The sequence below is a fragment of the Polaromonas sp. genome, assembly GCF_012927455.1.
Classification (GTDB): Bacteria; Pseudomonadota; Gammaproteobacteria; order Burkholderiales; family Burkholderiaceae_C; genus Polaromonas.
This window is the reverse complement of sequence record NZ_JABBPE010000016.1, coordinates 526,597-541,148: the sequence shown is the minus strand read 5'-3', so window position 1 is coordinate 541,148 and position 14,552 is coordinate 526,597. Positions and strand designations below refer to the sequence as shown.

Genomic DNA, 14,552 nt, shown 5'->3' with positions numbered 1-14,552 from the left:
GTGATCAAGCCGAGGTTGACGGGCTGCGCGGTTGCGGCCCCCGGCAGGTGCGCAGTTACACTTGCGGGCATGTTTTTTAGCCGCCTTCACGCCTTTTTGTTTGCTCTTTTTTCAATAGCATCAGTCGCTCACGCCGCCTCGCCTTGCGCTGAGTTCGCGGTCAAACTGCCGAATCTTTCACGGGCTTTGTGCGAGGCCGCAAAATTGCAGTCCACGGGTGTCCGCTCGGTCGCGGGGAAAATGCTCTGGAGCCGCGATATCCGGCCCAGCCAGGCCAATCTGCGCGTGCTGGTGGTGGGTGGCATTCATGGCGATGAGCTGTCTTCGGCGGCGCTGCCATTTCACTGGATCAAGCTGGCCGCGCAAGGATCCGGCGGCGCGCAGGCCATCCACTGGCGCTTTGTGCCGGTGCTCAACCCCGATGGCCTGCTGAGCCAGCCACCGAGCCGCGTCAACGGCCATGGCGTCGATTTAAACCGCAACTTTCCCACCCCCAACTGGACGCGCGAAGCCAAGAATTACTGGGAAAAGCGCACCGGCAAAGATCCGCGTCGCTGGCCCGGCCCCACCCCGCTGTCCGAGCCCGAAACCCGCTTTTTGCACGACCAGATCCAGCGCTTCAAGCCCGATCTGATTGTCAGCATTCATGCGCCCTACGGCGTGCTTGACTTTGACGGGCCGTCAGTGCCACCGACCAAACTCGGCCGCTTGTATCTCGATCAGGTCGGCATCTTCCCGGGTTCGCTGGGCAACTACGGCGGTGTGCACAAGGGCGTGCCGGTCGTCACCATAGAGCTGCCCAATTCAACCCGCACGCCGCTGGACCGCGAGATCAGCGAGATGTGGCATGACTTGTTGCGCTGGGCCGGCAAGCGCGTCGGCGTGGCGCAGGATCTGCCCGCCATGCCGCGCAGCCGGGAAACGCTGTTGCGCTAGTTTTGCGCGCTGGCCGGCCAAGCGTTGTGGCCATTGCCGGCGTGCTTGCTGTGCTGCAAAAAGAACGCCAACATCGCCCGCGACGCATCCGGGCCCTGCGGGTCGGTGAACGAACCGGCCGGGTTGCCGCCTGACCAAGCGTGCGGCCCGGTGCCCACTTCCCAGTATTCGACATAAGACTTGCCGTCCGCGGCGCTGTAAACGGTGCGAAACGCGTCCCGGCCAGCTGCTGCCGCGTCATCAACCTTTTCACTGGCATCGCCAGCCGGGCAGGTCGCGCCGTCTTGCGCAACTTCGGCCTTTTTCAAAATCAGGCCGCAAGCGTCCAGTGTCGAAAGTGCGGCGTTGACGATCTGTTCGCCGTTTTCCGGGTGCACCGTCCGGTCCGCACCGCCGTGGAAAACGATCGTCGGCATCGCGCTTTCGGGTGCGCCTGTGGGCGCCGCCGGTCTGGCGCCACGCCGCATGACGCTGAGCGCCGAAATCACGCCGCTGGCGGCACCTGTCGGAACGCCCGAGTGCACGCCCACCGCGGCATACAGCTCAGGGTAAATCCCGGCCATGACGGCAGCCATCGCGCCACCGGCTGACAGCCCGGCTATGTAAACCCGCGCCGGGTCGGCATTGTGGTTTTTGAGTACCTTGCGTGTCAGCGCCGCCAGCATGCCGGGCTCGCCAACGTCGCGGCCCTGGTGCGCGGTGTCAAACCAGTTCCAGCAGCGCAGGGCGTTGGCCTTGGCCTGCTGCTCGGGGTACAGCACGATGCAGGCGTGCTGCTCGGCCAGCTCGTTCATCGCCGTGCCCTGCGCGAAGTCGGCGGCATCCTGCTTGCAGCCGTGCAGCATGATGACCAGCGGCAAGGGTGCAGACGGGGTGCCGCTATCGGCCTGGGCCGGCCGGTAAAGCCGGTAAGCGTACGGTGTGTTGGCAAACTGAAAGGTGTGCCGGGTAAAGCTGGCGGGCCGAGGCGTTGGCGCAGGACTGGCTGGCTCGCTGAGCGGTTCACTGGCGGGTTCGCGCTCAAGGTAAAGCTGCGGCGGCGGGCTTGGTGCAAAAGCGTCGTCGTTGGCCGGCTCGGACTGGCTCTCGCGCAGCGGCGGCGTCACCACGACTGGGCCGGCCGGCACGATTTGCGCAGTGCCTGAGCGCGCAGCCGGAGTAAGCGGTAGAGACGCGCTGGCCAAGGGGGTTTTGGCCAGTCCCAGCACCTTGCGAAGCACGTAGTTAGCCTGCACCCAACGCCCGCCACGGGTCAGTTGCGATGCTTTAAATAGTTTGCTGATAGATAAGGACATATGAAAAACTTGCTTAAACGCAATAAATTGCTGCAGTGCAACAAAGGATAGCGCTTTCTAGCGACAGCCCTGTAGGACAAGCAGAGCAATGGGCCGTTGCTTTCTGACCTGCCAGGCTAGCGTATGCGGGCCGCTGGGCCTGCCGTTACTGCAAATTTTTAATAGAAAAGGTTTCTAGCCCATACAGTACGGGCGATGGCAGCTATTAAATCAATAGCTAACAAGGCTTTCGATCGGGCTTTGGCGCTAACAGCACTTGGGCATCAATTTCCCAGTTTCTTGTAGGCTTTATCCATCTCGATGCCCTTGCTGGTGTCGCTCAAGCCGCCGGCCACATCTTTGGCCGCCTGCTTGACCCTGGGATCGGGCTTTGCGGCCGTCATGTCAGTGGCCTGATCACGCTCATGGGGCAACTCCAGGCTGGCCTCGTCCGAGCGGTCTTGCTGCGTTTCGTGGCGGCCCGCCAGCGGTTTTTGCGGCCGCGGCTGTTTGTTGGGCATGCCCTTGCCTGCCGTTAGCTGGGCAGCATCGTCTGGGAGTGAATTCGGCGTGGCAGGAATTGATCGATTTGTACTCATGCTCGAAAGTATGGCGCGCCCGAGCGAGGGGCGCTGTCAGCGCTGCCGGGCAACAGCTGTAGGGGAAAAGCGCCAGATTAGACAGTGGGGCTTTTTACGTTCACTTCAGCCGCGTCGTCGGCCGGCGGACTCAGATCGGCGACAGGCGGCGCCCAGGAGCCCTATGCGCAAAGCCGTAAAAGCCAAACGCCATGTTGGGCACTTCTCCGCTGATCAGTTCGGCCAGCGCTTTGCCCGAGCCCGCGCCATGGGTCCAGCCCAGCGTGCCGTGGCCGGCGTTGACCCACAGCCCGCGCACCGGGGTTTGACCGATATACGGGATGTTGGTCGGCGTGGCGGGGCGCAGGCCGGTCCAGAAGTTCGGCGTGCCGCCGTCTTCCTCCAGCCGTGTATCGCAAACGCCGGGCAGTACTTCTTCGATGCGCCTGGCCAGCATGCGGCAGCGCGCTTTGGCCAGCGGCGTGTCCAGTGACAGGTCATAGCCGCCGACCTCTATCGTGCCGGCCACGCGCAGGTGGTCGCCCAGGCGGCTGAGCGCGCACTTGACCTGGTCGTCAATCATGCTGACATAAGGCGCGGCGTCCGGCTTGAGCAGCTTGAAGGTGGCGCTGTAGCCTTTGCCGGGGTAGATCGGCAGGTCGACGCCGACGGTGCGCAGCAGCGGCGCGCTGTAAGAGCCGCAGGCCACCACCACGGCGGCGGCCTTCAAATGCCGCAATTTGGCATCATTTAGGCCGCCAGCCATTGAGGGGCGTGCGCGAACAGCTATTGATTCAATAGCATCGCCGGATTTTTCAAAGCCTTCCACATCGTGCCCGTAGAGGAACTGGGCGCCGCGCTCGGCGCAGCGGCCGGCCAGCGCCTGCGTGAAGACATGGGCATCGCCACTCTCGTCGCTGGCGGTGTAGGTGCCGCCGACAATCTGCGGCCCAAAGGCGCGCAAGGCCGGCTCGATGGCGAGCAGTTCGGCGGTGCTGACGACGCGGCGCTCCACGCCATATTTGCGCATCAAGGCGGCCGCGTCGGCGGCGGTGTCAAATGATTTTTGTTCGGTGTAGTAGTGCGCAATGCCGCGTTCGAGCCTGTGGTACTCGATGCCGGTGGCGCCCACCACCTCCTTGAGCGCGCTGTGGCTGTAGGCGCCCAGCGCCACCAGCTGCTGCACATTGCGCTCAAAAGCGCGGTCGTTGCACTGGCCCAAGAACTGCAGGCCCCAGCGCCACTGTTGCCAGCCTTCGCCGAAGGGCAGTTGCGGGCGAAACAGCAGCGGCGCATCGTCGCGAAACATCCATTTGAGCGCCTTCCAAGGGGCGTCCCGATTGGCCCAGGGCTCGCAGTAGCTGACGGAGATCTGCGCCGCGTTGGCAAAGCTGGTTTCCAGCGCGGCGTCAAGCTGCCGGTCCACCACGGTGACATCGTGACCGCGCTCCAGCAGATGCCAGGCGGTGCTGACGCCGATGATGCCGGCCCCCAAAACAACAACTTTCATGCAACACCCTTTGCGATTTTGAACTTTGCAGTGCAAATGCAGTGTGAAGGAAGTTGCCTTCAATTAACAGAAAAATTAAACTCTTAGGGAATTCATCAGAATAACTAATGCAAGGAGGCTGCGCCATGAGTACTTTTGACCCCGACGCCCTCGAATGCCTGGCCGCCATCGTCGAGGAAGGCGGCTTTGAGCGGGCGGCGCAGCGCCTGTCGATCACGCAGTCGGCGGTGTCGCAGCGCCTGCGCGCTCTTGAATCACAGGTTGGCACCGTGCTGATCGTGCGCAGCCGCCCGCTGCGGCCGACTGCGGCGGGCCAGTTGCTCCTCAAGCACACCAAGATGCTGCGCCTGCTGCGCGCCGACCTGGAGCGCGACCTCCAGGAGCTGGCACCCAGCTCGCTAGGCGGTGCGCGCGAGGAAGAACGCATCTCGATTGCCATCAATGCCGACAGCATTGCCACCTGGGCGCTTCAGGCACTGACGGAGCTGGCGCAGCAGGGCCTGCCGATGGAGATCATCACCGACGACCAGGACTTCACCCACGAGTGGCTGCGCCAGGGCCAGGTGCTGGGCTGTGTCACCACGCTCAAGCAGGCGCTGCGCGGCTGCAAGGTGGTGGCGCTGGGCGCAATGGAGTACGTGGCCGTGGCGGCCCCGGCCTTGGCACAGGAACGGCTGGGTGGCTTGGGCGGGGCCGGCGGCAGCACTGATGCTGCGGCGGGTTTGCTGACAGCCCACAACTTTCGCGATGTGCCCTTTGTAGCGTTTAACCGCAAGGACGACATGCAAAGCGAGTTTGTTAGCAAGGCCTTCGGGCTCAAGCGCGTGATGCTCAACCAGCTGTTCATGCCTTCGTCGGAAGGCCAAGTGCGCGCGGTGCTGGCGGGCTGGGGCGTCGCCGTAGTGCCGCGCCTGCTGACGCAGGGCCTGCTGGAGCAGGGCCTGCTGGTCAATATTGCGCCCGCGATCACGCTGCCTATCCAGCTTTACTGGCACTGCTGGAATCTGCAGTCCGAAGTGCTGGACGCGCTGACGGCGGCGCTAAAGCGGGTCGCTGCGGCCTCGCTGGTGACGCAAACCCTGTAACGCATCACGTAGCGGTTGCGCCGCTGTCGCTTTCACCGACGTAAGCGATTACACTCGATAGAGCCAATAGTTACAGCTTATTACTAAATAGAACTAACTATTACAGAAAAATACCTTTAGGTCGATTCCAGTCGAACAAGGCGAACCTGCACTACCTTCTAAAGGACTTTTTCATGCTTCATTGGACGACCCGCACGCTGTTGTTGGCGTTGTTGATTTTTCCCGCTGTTGGCAATGCCGAACAGGCAGCACCTGCCGCCGCAAAAATTCGCATCGGCGGCTCCGGCGGGGCGCTGGCGACCCTGCAAATCCTGGGAGATGCCTTCAGGAAAGTTCCTCCTTACGCCACGGTCGTCGTGATTCCCAGCCTGGGAAGCGGTGGCGGCATCAAGGCCGTACTGGCCGGCGCGATCGATCTGGCCGTCATCAGCCGCCCGCTGAAAGAGGCGGAGCGTGGCGAGGGCGCAGTGGCAACCGACTATGCGCGAACCCCGTTCGTCTTTGCCACAGCCGCCGCCACGAAGGTATCGGCCATTACCCAGCGCGAACTGCTCAGCATCTATTCAGGCGACACCAAGACCTGGCCCGATGGCCGGGTGCTGCGATTGGTGCTGCGTCCTGCGGGCGACTCGGATACCGACCTCGCCAAAAGCCTGTCCCCCGCGATGCAGCGGGCGGTCGAAACCGCACAGGCTCAAGCGGGCTTGCTCATCGAGATTACCGACCAGGCCAATGCGCATAGCCTGCAAACCATACCCGGCGCCTTCGGCACCAGCACGCTGGCGCAGATCATTTCTGAACAACGGGCGCTCCAGCCGCTGACGTTGGACGGTGTGGTTCCCAGCCTGCAAACGCTGGACGATGGCAGCTACCGCTACTTCAAAACCTTCAGTTTCGTCAGCGCCCCGAAGACCACCCCGCTGGTGCAGCAATTTATGGCTTTTGTGCAATCGCCCGTGGGCAAGCAAATTCTTGAGAAAAACGGACATTCCCAAGTGAGCGGCCAATAAGAAAATTTCCATGAGAGACCGCAACGCCAACCTGATCCGCACCACCACCCGGTGGGCCAGCGTCATTGCGGGCTTAATTGCGCTTTCCTTGCCGCTGGGTTTTCTTATGCAGGCGCTCCAGTCCAATCTGGCGGCCATGCGCGAGGAAGCAAAATACGGCGCGTCTAACCTTTCACGGGTGATCAGCGCCAACCCCGACTATTGGCAGTTTGAAGCGGCGCGGTTGCAGGAACTGATCAAGGACATGACCGAAACGAGCTTGCCCGAATCGCGCCGGATCGTGGACGCCACGGGCCGGGTCATCGTGCAAAGCTTCGAATCCAAGGAATCCGATGAGCACGCGAAACACACGGAGGCCGAGGAAGCGGCTGAAGCCGCCGAATCTCTTGACCCGCACCATCTTCTGGTCATATCGCGCAAAGCCCCCCTGATGGATTCCGGCAAGGTAGTCGGTCATTACGAGGTCCTCCGCAATGTGCAGTCCTTGCTGCTTGAAACCGCCCTGGTGGGCCTGCTGAGCCTTTTTTTGGGCGCCATGGTGTTGCTGATTTTGCGTGTTTATCCGGTGCGCGCCCTGAAGCGGACCCTGGCAACGCTGGCCAATGAAAAAGAACGCGCCGAAGTCACGATGAACTCCATCGGCGACGCGGTCATCACCGTCACGGCCGCCGGCACCGTAAATTCCTTCAACCCCGCTGCCGCGAAGCTCTTCGGCCATACGGCCGATCAGGTGGTCGGCCACGACATCAAAATGCTGATGCCGCAGGCCTATCGCCATGCGCTCGACAGTTACCTTGAACGTTATCCGCATACCGGCCAGGCCTACCTTATAGGCCTTGAACTGGAGGTGACAGCGCAGCGCAGCAATGGCGAGATTTTCCCTATGGAACTGCGGATTTCGGAGTTTTATCTTGAGGGGCGCCGCCAGTTTATCGGCAGCATGCGCGACATCAGCGAGCGAAAACTGGCGCGCGACGAAATCCTGGCCCTCAATGCCAGCCTGGAAGAGCGCGTGCAACAGCGCACCGCCCAACTGCAGGCGGCCAACCAGGAACTGGAGGCTTTCTCGTATTCGGTGTCGCACGACCTGCGCACGCCGCTGAGCAGCATTGCCGGCTTCAGCGGTCTGCTCGGCAAGGAAATCGCCGCCAATGCACCGAGCGAGCGCAGCCAACACTACCTGGCGCGCATTCGCGCCGGGGCCTCGCAGATGGGCGAGCTGATCGACGCCTTGCTGGCGCTGGCCCAGCTTTCGCGTACCAGCTTGCGCTGGGATAGCGTTGACCTCAGTGCGCTAGCCCATAAGGTACTGAGCGTTTCCCACGAGCGCGAGCCCGACCGGCAGGTCGCGCTCGACATCCAGCCTGACATGGTTGTGCAGGGTGACGCGCTGCTGCTGCGGCAGTTGCTGGACAACTTGCTGAGCAATGCCTGGAAGTTCAGCGGCAAACAGGCGCAAGCCCGCATCAGCTTTCGGTGCGACAGCGGTGCGGACGGCGAAGCGGTGTATGCCGTGCAGGACAACGGCGCGGGCTTTGACATGGCGTATTCAGAAAAACTCTTTGGCGCTTTTCAGCGCCTGCATACCGCGGCAGACTTTGCCGGGACCGGTATTGGCCTGGCGACGGTGCAGCGCATCGTGGCGCGCCACGGCGGCCGCGTCTGGGCCGAGTCCTTCCCGGGGGGCGGCGCCACGTTTTACTTCACATTGGGCACGCAGGCGCTTTAGCCAAAGCGGGGCAAAAAGTACCGGCCGTTGCGACTGAAAACGGGCACGGAAATTGGGGTCGACACATTGGGCACGAAGACAAGAAAATGATCCTCAAACGCATAGGCAAGGGCAGCAAAGCCGGGCAGCCCCAAGCCGGGGAAAACGGGAGCAGCCGCTTCAAACTGGTACGCTATTTCACGCTGACCAGCCTGGGCATGCTGGTACCAGTGGCGGCAGCGCTGCTTTACTTTATGGCGCAGCAAGAAAATTTCTTCGTCCATCACGTCACGGAAGACGGCAAATTCTTCAAGCAGACGCAGGAACGCCTGGCACAACAGCAAGACGACGCGGCGCGGCGCAGTCTGCTGAGCATTCACGAATCGGGCAACGTCAATTTGACGCACCTGTTTGCGAACGCGCTGTGGGAAAAAGATTTTGCTCCCTACGTGGCCAAGGCCCAGGAGATTCCGGTGCAAGCGTGTCGCGCCATGGCCGACGTCAAGGACGAGAAGGATGGCCAGATGAAACCATCCCGGGAGAAGAAGGCCTGCCTTGCCGAACTGGGGAAGCAATTTATGCGCATCCCGGGCTTCGCCGCGCTGAACACCAACGTGCACGATGCCTTGAAAAGGAGCACGGTGTCCAAGATCAAGGTCTACGACTTGCGCGGCCTCACCCTTTACTCTTCCGAACTCGCCCAGATCGGCGAAGACAAGGCCGGCAACACCGGCTGGATCAGAGCGGCTTTGGAAGGTAAGCCCACGAGTGAACTGACTTATCAGGACAAGTTCAGCGCCCTTGAAGGCGTGGTGGAAAAGCGCGACCTGATTTCCAGTTATTTTCCGGTTCGGCGACCCGGCAGCGACCGCATCGTGGGTGTCTTTGAGGTTTTCTCCGACGTGACGCCTTTTTTGCAACAAATCAAGGCAACCTCCATCGACATCAAGAAATGGACAGCCGATAACCTCGCCAAGGCAGATCAAGATGATGTCGTCATGCAGACCCGCATGACGGCGTTGGGCGATCAAAACCTGGCCCTCGTGGTGGTACTGCTGCTGGCTTTGTTTGGCGCCTTGCTGATGATCGTGCGCCGGGCTGACGGCATCATCACGAAACAGAAAAGTGAAAGCAAAAAGTCTGATGCAGCGTTGCGCGAAAGCGAAAACCGTTTTCGCGAGATATTTGACAGGACGGCCGACGCGCTGTTGCTGATGGAACCGAAGACAGGCCAGTTTATTGATTGCAACCAGGCGGCCGTGAACATGATGCGCTGCACGGAGAAGCAAGACATTTTGTTGCAGCGACCGGCCCAACTCGCGCCGCCCAATCAGCCCGACGGGCGGCCTTCTGGCGAAAAGGCCAATGAAATGATTGCCACCGCCCTGCGCCATGGCAGCCACAGGTTTGAATGGATAAACCGCAGTGCCCAGCAGGAAGACTTCCCGGTGGAAGTATTGCTCACACCCATCCTGCTGGGGGAGCGGCAAGTGATCCTCACCACTTGCCGCGATATTACCGAGCGCAAGCGGGAGCAACGCGAAATTCTGCGCCTCAACAGCAGCCTGGAAGAGCGGGTGCTGCAGCGCACCGCGCAGCTACAAGCCGCCAACAAGGAACTGGAGGCTTTCTCGTATTCGGTGTCGCACGACCTGCGCACGCCGCTTAGCAGCATTGACGGCTTCAGCGGCCTGCTTGGCAAGGCGCTGGCTGCGGGCGCACCGAGTGAACGCAGCGCGCACTACCTGGCGCGCATTCGCGCCGGGGTGATGCAGATGGGCGAGCTGATCGACGCTTTGTTGGCGCTGGCGCGGCTGTCGCGCACCAGTTTGCGCTGGTGCAGCGTCGACCTGAGCGCGTTGGCGCAGAAAGTGCTGGACGGCTGCCGCGAGCGCGAGCCGGGCCGGCAGGTAGCACTCGATATCGAGCCGGCCCTGCTGGCCCAGGGCGACACGCAATTACTGCAGCAGCTTCTTGATAACTTGTTGGGCAATGCCTGGAAGTTCAGCGGCAAGCAGGCGCAAGCCCGCATCAGCTTTCGGCGCGAAAGCGGTGCAGACGGCGAAGCGGTCTATGCAGTGCAGGACAACGGCGCGGGCTTTGACATGGCCTATGCGGACAAGCTCTTCGGGCCTTTCCAGCGCCTGCATACCGCCTCGGAATTTTCCGGCACCGGCATTGGCCTGGCTACGGTGCAGCGCATTGTGGCGCGCCACGGCGGGCGGGTCTGGGCTGAGTCGGCGCCTGAGCGCGGCGCCACGTTTTACTTCACGCTGGGCGCGCAGACGCTTTAGGGCGGTATCGCACGCTGTCGGGCGCACCGGCTTCTGGTCATCCGCAGCGATGTGCGGCATGATGCGCAGCATGCTGCACGGGATGAATCAATGCTGAGTTTGGGAGGGCTTCGTTCCCGCCTGGTGCTGCTCGTTCTGATTGCGCTACTTCCGGTCTTTGGCTTGTTTGCCTACTCGGCCGCCAAAGACCAGCAAGACGACGTGGCGCTGGCGCAGGGCGCGTTGCAATCGACGGCGCTGCTGGCGGCCGCGCACCAGCAGCGCCTGGTCGACCGGGTGGCCCAGCTGCTCGGCAATATCGCCAGCGCGCCATCGGTCAAGGACACCAGCACCCAACGCTGCGTGCAGTATCTGGAGGATTTGCAGTCGCAGGCCCCCGGCTACAGCAACCTGGGCATCGCCGGCCTGGATGGAAAAGTCACCTGCAACGCACGGAATTCGGGCACCGATGTTTACGCCGGCGACAGGCCCTTCTTCAAGCAGGTGCTGGCCGGCCAGAAGTTTGCGGGGGGCCAGTACGGCACGGGCCGCAGCAGCGGGTGGCCAGGCATCGGTTTCGGCGTGCCGGTCCATGGCAGCGATGGAGTGCTGAATGGGGTGGCGTTTGCCGCCGTGGACATCACGGCGGTGGCCGGTGCTTTGGCAGAGGTCCAGCTGATGGATGGCGCGCAGTTGCGCGTGACCGACAGCCGCGGCACCATCCTGGCGGCCCACCCAGCCGACGCCGGCCTGCCGGGCAGTCAGGAACAGGATGCGGTCATGCTGGATGCCGCCAGGTCCGGCCGGGCCGGTGTGCGCGAGGGCGTGGATGTCCTCGGTGTGGAGCGCGTCTATGGCTATGCCCCGGTTGGCGGCGCCGCGGGTGACGCACTGTTCGTGGCCATCAGCGTGCCACGAGACATCATCACGGCCGGCCCACGCGAACATCTGCGCAGCAGTATTGCCGCCTTGTTGGGGATGGCGGTTTTCGGCGTCTGCTGCGCCTGGTGGATCGGGGCACGACTGATTGTCAGGCCGGCCCGGGCGATATTAAAGGAAGCCAGCGAGGTGATTGAAGGCAATCTGGCGGCCCGTATTGCCAGCGAATTTACTTCGCACGGTGAGCTGGGCCAGATTGCACTGAGCTTTAACCGCATGGCCGGGTCCCTGCAACTACGCCGCGAAGAGCGTGACGCCGCCCTGCAGCATGCCGACAAGGAGCGCGCCCTGCGCGAGCTGATCTTCAACAGCATGAGCGAGGGCGTGGTTGCCACCGATACGGCGGGTCGCCTGCTGCTGCTCAACCGCGCTGCGCGCGCGCTCCATCCGGCCCGCGAAGACGTCGCTTCACTTGAGGACTGGAGCCGCGACCACGACTTGCTGCAGCTCGACGGCAAGACCAGCTACCCGCCGTCTGAACGGCCGGTGGCCAGGGCGCTGGGCGAGGCCGTGATCGATAACTGGGACTTGGTGATGCGCCGGCCGGGCACCGAAGACCGGGTCTTGCGGGTCAGCACCCGACCGCTGCGCGAAGCCGACCAGATGGTGGGTGGCGTAGTGGTGTTCAGCGACATCACGGCGCTCAAGGCGGCAGAAAACCTGGCCAGCGCGCAGGAACAGGTGTTGGCGCTGATTGCAGGCGGTGCCCCGCTGCGGCAATCACTGGAAGCTATTGTGCGGCTGATGGAAAAAAACGCGCCGGGCACGGTGAGCTCCATTTTGCTGCTCGATGGCCAGCGCTTGCGTCACGCCGTGGCGCCCAGCTTGCCGGAAAGCTACCGCCAGGCGCTGGAAAGCCAGCAGATCAAAGACGGCACAGGGCCTTGCGGCACCGCAGCGTTTCGCAAGGAAGCCGTGGTGGTGGAAGACGTTGCGCACGACCCGATAACGCAAGCGTTTCGCCAGCAATTGCTGGCGCTCGGGCTGCGCGCCTGCTGGTCCCTTCCGGTGGTGGCGAGCGATGACGAAGTGCTTGCCACGCTGGCTACTTATCGCCAAACGCCTGGCAAACCGCAGGCCAAAGACCTCGATTTGAGTGCCACTGCGGCTCGATTGGCGCGGCTGGCGCTTGAGCGCGCGCGCGCCGATGCCGCGCTGGTCGGCAGCGAGGCGCGCTTTCGCGAGCTCGCGGAAAACCTCGAAGACGTGTTTTACAACGTGGACCCGCACACCGGGCAATTACTTTATGTCAGCCCCGGCTATGAAAAGATCTGGGGGCGCAGTTGCGAAAGCCTGTACGACAACCCCAAGTCCTATGCCGACGCCGTGCGGCCCGAGGATAAGCAATTGCTGACGCTGGCCAGGCAGCGCATTCGCGCGGGCGAGATGTCCGATACCCAGTACCGCATCGTTACTCCGGAGGGAAAGATGCGCTGGATCCGCGATCACGCCTATCCGGTGTTCAATGCCGCAGGGGCACTGGAGCGGGTGGTGGGTACGGCACGCGACATCACAGCCAGCAAGCTGGCCGATCTGGCTTTGGCCAGCACCAACCGGGCGCTCCAGATGCTGAGTCGCTTCAGCATGGCTATCAACCAGATCAATGACGAAGCCAGCATGCTGGCCGAGGTTTGCCGCGTGGCGGTCGAGGTCGGCAGCTACCGCATGGCCTGGGTCGGCTACGCCCAGCACGATGCGCTTTTGCCCATAGCGCCTATGGCCCACGCCGGAGACGAGCGCGGCTATCTTGCCGAGATCTCGCGCAGCTCGCGTGACGACCATGCGACCGATCTGGGCCTGGCAGGCCAGGCGATTCGCGTCGGGCTGCCGCAGCAAAGTGGCGACATCAGCCAAGCCAACAATCAATTTTATGGTCGTGAGGCCGCGCTGGAACGCGGTTACCGCAGCGCCATCTTCCTGCCCTTGCGCGACGGCCAGCGCAGTTTTGGCGTGCTCGGCCTGTACGCCGGGCAGGTTCAGCATTTCGCCAGCGAAGAAATCAAGCTGCTGCAGGAGCTTGCCGACAACCTGGCGTTTGGCATAGGCAGCCTGCGCGCCCGGCTGGCGCGGCACCGCAGCGAGGAGGCCGCGCGGCAAGCGGCGGCTCAGCTGCGCGAGCAGGCCTCGCTACTGGACAGGGCGCAGGACGCCATCATGGTGCGCAACCTCGACCTGACACTGCGCTTTTGGAACCAGGGCGCGCAGCGCCTGTACGGCTGGAGTGCCGACGAAGTGTTGGGCAAGACCATGGCCGAGCACATGTACCGGGATCCGCAGGTGCTCGACACGGCCATGCAGCAGACGCTGGCGCGCGGCGGGGACTGGAGCGGCGAGCTGGAGCAGCGCGCCCGTGATGGCTCGATCGTCTACGTGGAGGCACGCTGGACCGTGGTGCGCGATGAGCACGGCCAGGTCAACGGCGTGCTCGGCATCAACACCGACATCCGCGAGCGCAAGCGCGCGCGCGAGGAAATCCTGCAGCTCAATGCCAGCCTGGAAGAACGCGTGCAGCAGCGCACCGCCCAGCTGGAATATGCCAACAAGGAGTTAGAAGCCTTTTCCTATTCGGTCTCGCACGACCTGCGCAGCCCACTCAGTGCCATTGACGGATTCAGCGATCTGCTGGAGCGCGCTCTGGCCAAGACGCCCGAAGACTCGCTAAGCAAGAGCAGCCGGCACTATCTCGGCCGCCTACGCGAGGGAGTAAGTCAGATGGGCGAGTTGATCGACGCCCTGTTGACGCTGGCGCAGGTCGCGCGCTCCCGCCTGCGCTGGGAGCCGGTCAACCTCAGCGAACTGGCCGAAGCCTTGCTGCACGACTGCCAGGAGCGCGAACCCGGCAGGGCAACGCAGTTGCAGGTCGAGCCAGGCCTGCAGGCGCACGGTGACGCGCGCCTGCTCAAGCAGGTGCTTGACAACTTGTTGGGCAATGCCTGGAAGTTCAGCGCCGGCCAGGCTCGCAGCGAGATCAGCTTTGGCCAGCAGCGCGGCAGCAAGGGCGAAACGGTATACGTTGTGCGGGACAACGGCGCGGGCTTTGACATGCGGTACGCCGAAAAGCTGTTCGGGCCGTTCCAACGGTTGCACGGTGTGTCGGAATTTTCCGGAACCGGCATTGGTCTGGCGACGGTGCAGCGCATTGTGGTGCGCCACGGCGGCACGATCTGGGGGGAGTCCGCCGTGGGGCGCGGCGCCACCTTTTACTTCACGCTAGGCGCCTCGGCGCCGGAGGATTAAAC

At 62.9% G+C, this 14,552-nt stretch carries 9 protein-coding genes; 6 read left to right on the top strand and 3 right to left on the bottom strand.

Annotation, left to right across the window (positions count from 1 at the left end; genetic code table 11):
* Positions 1-69: 69 nt before the first annotated feature.
* Positions 70-936 (top strand): M14 family zinc carboxypeptidase, encoded by an 867-nt coding sequence (locus HHJ18_RS17580; RefSeq protein WP_296917225.1) that lies wholly within the window; start codon positions 70-72, stop codon positions 934-936.
* Here the strand turns inward: HHJ18_RS17580 and HHJ18_RS17575 are convergent.
* From HHJ18_RS17575 to HHJ18_RS17565, 3 genes are all read right to left on the bottom strand, one after another.
* On the bottom strand, positions 933-2,231 hold the full coding sequence (locus tag HHJ18_RS17575; RefSeq protein WP_296917223.1) for a PHB depolymerase family esterase: 1,299 nt from the start codon (positions 2,229-2,231) through the stop codon (positions 933-935). The genes HHJ18_RS17580 and HHJ18_RS17575 overlap by 4 nt on opposite strands.
* Before the next feature lie 263 nt (positions 2,232-2,494).
* On the bottom strand, positions 2,495-2,731 hold the full coding sequence (locus HHJ18_RS17570) for a hypothetical protein (RefSeq protein ID WP_296917221.1): 237 nt from the start codon (positions 2,729-2,731) through the stop codon (positions 2,495-2,497).
* Positions 2,732-2,939: 208 nt separating this feature from the next.
* Positions 2,940-4,298, bottom strand: coding sequence for a D-amino acid dehydrogenase (locus tag HHJ18_RS17565; RefSeq protein ID WP_296917219.1), 1,359 nt, complete (start codon positions 4,296-4,298; stop codon positions 2,940-2,942).
* A 125-nt stretch (positions 4,299-4,423) separates the two neighbouring features.
* Between HHJ18_RS17565 and HHJ18_RS17560 the strand changes: the two genes are divergently transcribed.
* From HHJ18_RS17560 to HHJ18_RS17540, 5 genes are all read left to right on the top strand, one after another.
* Complete coding sequence (locus HHJ18_RS17560) at positions 4,424-5,383, top strand: LysR family transcriptional regulator ArgP (RefSeq protein WP_296917217.1); 960 nt, start codon at positions 4,424-4,426, stop codon at positions 5,381-5,383.
* Positions 5,384-5,556: 173 nt separating this feature from the next.
* Positions 5,557-6,393 (top strand): substrate-binding domain-containing protein, encoded by an 837-nt coding sequence (locus HHJ18_RS17555; RefSeq protein WP_296917215.1) that lies wholly within the window; start codon positions 5,557-5,559, stop codon positions 6,391-6,393.
* Positions 6,394-6,403: 10 nt separating this feature from the next.
* Positions 6,404-8,122, top strand: a complete 1,719-nt coding sequence (locus HHJ18_RS17550) for an ATP-binding protein (RefSeq protein ID WP_296917213.1) — start codon at positions 6,404-6,406, stop codon at positions 8,120-8,122.
* Positions 8,123-8,208: 86 nt separating this feature from the next.
* On the top strand, positions 8,209-10,395 hold the full coding sequence (locus HHJ18_RS17545; protein WP_296917211.1) for an ATP-binding protein: 2,187 nt from the start codon (positions 8,209-8,211) through the stop codon (positions 10,393-10,395).
* 90 nt (positions 10,396-10,485) lie between these two features.
* On the top strand, positions 10,486-14,550 hold the full coding sequence (locus HHJ18_RS17540; protein WP_296917209.1) for a PAS domain S-box protein: 4,065 nt from the start codon (positions 10,486-10,488) through the stop codon (positions 14,548-14,550).
* The last annotated feature ends 2 nt before the right edge of the window (positions 14,551-14,552 follow it).